Annotated in this window: 2 protein-coding genes and 1 pseudogene; 2 read left to right on the plus strand and 1 reads right to left on the minus strand. The window is 56.6% G+C overall.

What is annotated here, in order from left to right; translation table 11 throughout:
* A pseudogene (locus tag Q1B15_RS23255) lies at positions 1 to 674 on the plus strand (hydantoinase/oxoprolinase family protein); the annotation flags it as partial.
* A 4-nt stretch (positions 675 to 678) separates the two neighbouring features.
* Positions 679 to 2,388, plus strand: coding sequence for a hydantoinase B/oxoprolinase family protein (locus Q1B15_RS23260; protein WP_299758616.1), 1,710 nt, complete (start codon positions 679 to 681; stop codon positions 2,386 to 2,388).
* A 335-nt stretch (positions 2,389 to 2,723) separates the two neighbouring features.
* Here the strand turns inward: Q1B15_RS23260 and Q1B15_RS23265 are convergent, their stop codons facing one another.
* A complete protein-coding gene (locus Q1B15_RS23265) occupies positions 2,724 to 3,611 on the minus strand; it encodes a lysophospholipid acyltransferase family protein (RefSeq protein WP_299758618.1) in 888 nt (295 codons plus the stop codon).
* Positions 3,612 to 3,916: the final 305 nt, after the last annotated feature.

Below are 3,916 nucleotides of genomic sequence, written 5' to 3' on the forward strand. Positions count from 1 at the left end.
TATGCGAAAAACTTGGCGTCGACCGCCTCCTCGTCCCACCCGGCGCTGGCGTCGGCTCTGCCATCGGCTTCCTTCGTGCGCCCTTCAGCTTCGAGGCAAACCGTTCTGTCTATATGACCCTCGCAGATTTCGACGGCGCAAAAATCAAAACCCTGCTTGCAGACCTCAAGTCAGAGGCGACGGGGTTTGTGCGCAACTGCGACGCCCTCAGCCCGATCCTCTCCGAATTTAAGGTCTACATGCGCTATTCCGGCCAAGGTTGGGAAATCCCGATAACTCTGACCGAAGACCAAGCGATGAACCCAGACAGCGCCGTGTTCGAAGCGCGCTTCATCGAAGACTACACTAGGCTTTTCGGCCGCTCGGTCGCGGGAATGGATATCGAAATCACTGTCTGGTCCGTCAATGCAACAACCCCTCCCGAAGCCGTCGCACGCGTCGCTGAAGAAGCCGGGCACACAGCCGCCCAATACCACGGAAATCGCAAACTGTTCGACCCTGCCGTCGCAGATTTTGTGACCGCCAACATCGTTTTGCGAAGCGCCATGTCCCAAGGAGCGATGGCAGCCGGACCAGCGATCATCACTGAAGACGAAACAACGATCATCGTCCCCTCAAGTCGCACCGCAGTTCGCCAGCCCGACGGCTGCATCGACCTGCGCGTGAAAGGATAAGACAGTGGCAAAAGACCCGTCAAACGTTGCCTACCAAGTCATGTGGAACAGGCTAATCTCGGTGGTCGAAGAACAGGCACAAGCACTTGTGCGCACCGCGTTCTCGACATCGGTGCGGGAAGCTGGCGATTTGTCGGCCGGTGTCTACGACGTACACGGCCAGATGCTTGCGCAAGCCGTCACCGGAACACCCGGCCATGTGAACGCAATGGCCGACGCCGTCGCCCATTTCATCCGCCGCATCGGGCGCGACAACATCTTCGAGGGTGACGTCTATATCACCAATGACCCCTGGGAGGGCACTGGCCACCTCCATGACATCACGATGGTCAGCCCGTCTTTCCACTCAGGCTCGCTTATAGGCTTTTTCGCCTGCACTGCCCACATCGTCGACATTGGCGGGCGCGGCTTTGGCGCGGACGCCGCAAGCGTCTACGAAGAAGGTCTCTATATTCCGATTATGAAGTTCGCCAGTAAAGGTGAGGTCGATGAAACACTCATCCGCATTGTACGCGGCAACGTGCGCGAACCCGATCAACTGGTCGGCGACATGTACGCGCTTGCGACATGCAACGAGATCGGGCATCGCCGTCTCATCGACATGATGGACGAATTTGACCTCGTTGATCTGGACGGCATCGGTTCGTTCATCCTCGACAACTCCCGCCGCGCAACGCTCGAACGCATTGCAGCCTTGCCACGCAAAGCAGCCACAGGCGAAATGACGCTAGATGGCTTTGAAAAACCCATAACGCTGAAGGTCAAAGTAACCGTCTACGAAGACCGGATCGTGTCTGATTTCACAGGATCATCGGCGGTAGACAAAAAAGGCATAAACTGCCCGCTTGTCTATGCAAAAGCCTATGCCTGCTACGCCCTAAAAGTGGCCATCGCGCCTGAAATTCCCAACAACGCCGCCTCACTTGCCCCATTCGAAGTCGAAGCCCCGGTCGATACAATCGTCAATGCAGTGCACCCCGCCCCCGTCGCCTTGCGCCACATCGTTGGCCACTTCGTGCCGGATACGGTATTTAATGCCTTTGATAAGATCGTGCCGGGGTTGGTCCCTGCCGAAGGGGCCGGATGTCTATGCAACTTTCAGGTATCCTTGCGCCCCCGCACCGACGCGCCCGCCCCCACAAATGCCCGGCGGTCCGAGGTCTTGACGTTCAACTCTGGCGGTTCGGGGGCACGGCCAGAACATGACGGGCTGAATGCCACCGCCTTCCCGTCCGGCGTGATGACCATGCCCGTGGAAGCAACCGAACACGCAGGTCCGGTGATTATCTGGCGCAAAGAACTGCGCCCCGATTCTGGTGGGTCCGGTAAACAGCGCGGCGGCCTTGGACAATACATGGAAGTCGGTGCGCGCGAGGGCCACGAATTCGACATCCAGGCCATGTTTGACCGCGTAAACCACCCTGCCCGTGGAAGACGTGGCGGTATGGCTGGCGCGCCAACAACTATCGCACAAGACGACGGCACGGCGATGAACGGCAAAGGCAAGCAATTCGTTCCCTACGGTCGGAAAGTCATGATGGCCTTCCCCGGAGGCGCGGGCTACGGCGATCCAAAAGATCGACCGCTGGATCAAGTCAAACGCGATCTTGCCCGCGGATACATATCGCCTGAAACCGCCTTAAACGACTATGGATTAGACGCCGCCGAGATTGCAGCAGTCCTTGTCGCCGTCACCAAAGGTGAAGCGCCGTAGTCTCGGACTACCATGCATTTCCGGTCAGCTCTAAGCGCGTGAATCACTCCGGGTCTCTCGCGAAAAAGCTCGGGAGAGCTTCACCCAGAAGTGAGCCGCGCTCTTGCGCAAATTCGCACTGCGACGCGATGAAATCTGATTCTGGGACTGTCTTGATCGCGATGCAGCGACAAGGCGGGCTAGTCCCTGATCAGGAAGCTGAATGAATGTTTTCTCATCGATGTACGGGTACCACATTTTGGGCCTTTCTGAGAACATTGGGTCTTGGATGCTCTCGTTATTCAACACGCCCGTCGCACCGTTGCTGCATCAGAAACAGATACCCGCACTCTGGACTATGCTGGACTTGATGCGCCTTCCCAGCGTCTCAACATCCAATACCACTGGTCCGGGTTGGCCAAGATCCGCGCGGACAGACTGTCATTAAAGGCACGCGTCATAGTGATGGCATCAGTGTGAGGGATAGGCGCTTCGAATTCTACTTGAAATGCATTCCCGTCATCAATGCGTATCCCATACGCGGGGATCATCGGGAGGTCGTATTTGAGTGCAAGCTGGGCCGCAGAAAGGGATGTGAGAGCGTCGTGACCAAGAAACGGTATTCGCACACCTTCTGCATATTTTTCATCCAACAAAATGGAGATAATACCCCCTCCCCGTACATGACGCACAAGGGCTTTAGTGCCAACGCGACCGGTTGCAAGAATTGGTTTTCCCCCTGCCTCAATTCCAGCAAAAATACGACGTTCATAGTGACGATTCTTGTGTGGACGATAGACGGCTCCACTTTCCATCCCGTTCATTTTGACCGCCGCGCGCACTGCTTCCCATTGCCCAAAATGGCCGGAAACAATGATCGCGCCTTTGCCTGCCGCATTGGCCTCTTTAAGCGCGGCTAGCCCGGGCCCAGAGACACTGAATTTGTGGTGTTGGGTCTGAAATTCAGCATCGTGGTAAATCTCAAAAAGCGTTCGCCCCATATGCCTGCCCATATTTTGGCCAAGCCTTGTGCGATCGCCGCGTTTCATATCTGGGAAAACACGCTTCACTTCGCGGTCAAAGCGCCTTCTTGCAGGCGGAAACCAACGCACGATCGTTCCAAGCGTTGTCCCCAAACCACGCGAGCGCAATTCAAAAGTGCGCCATCGAAGAACGGTCAGCGCCGTCCACAGGGGAAAGTATCTGGCGTGATGTAAGACTGACTTCAGCGATGTGGATAGCATGGCGCTTTATGATCCGAGTTGAGGGCAACACCAAGCGAAAAAGCTTGAGGCGAATTGCCTCGGTCCATAGCTATACAGAAAGATGTGCGCCGGTTGGGCCACAAAGCGGACGGACGGTGCAAAAGGCCAGTTACCTGCCTTTTAGGCAAGACTCAGACGCGAATGGCCGAAATGATAGCTCACGGAGCCGGGGCGAATTAACCCTCTTTAGACTTGATACCGTCAGATCGAGTACGCGCTGCTAGGTCTGCGCGAATAGCATCACGTTGCGCAGTGGGCTGCCCTCCCAAGAGCGACGCCGCACG

The organism is uncultured Boseongicola sp. (assembly GCF_937988555.1).
Classification (GTDB): Bacteria; Pseudomonadota; Alphaproteobacteria; order Rhodobacterales; family Rhodobacteraceae; genus Boseongicola.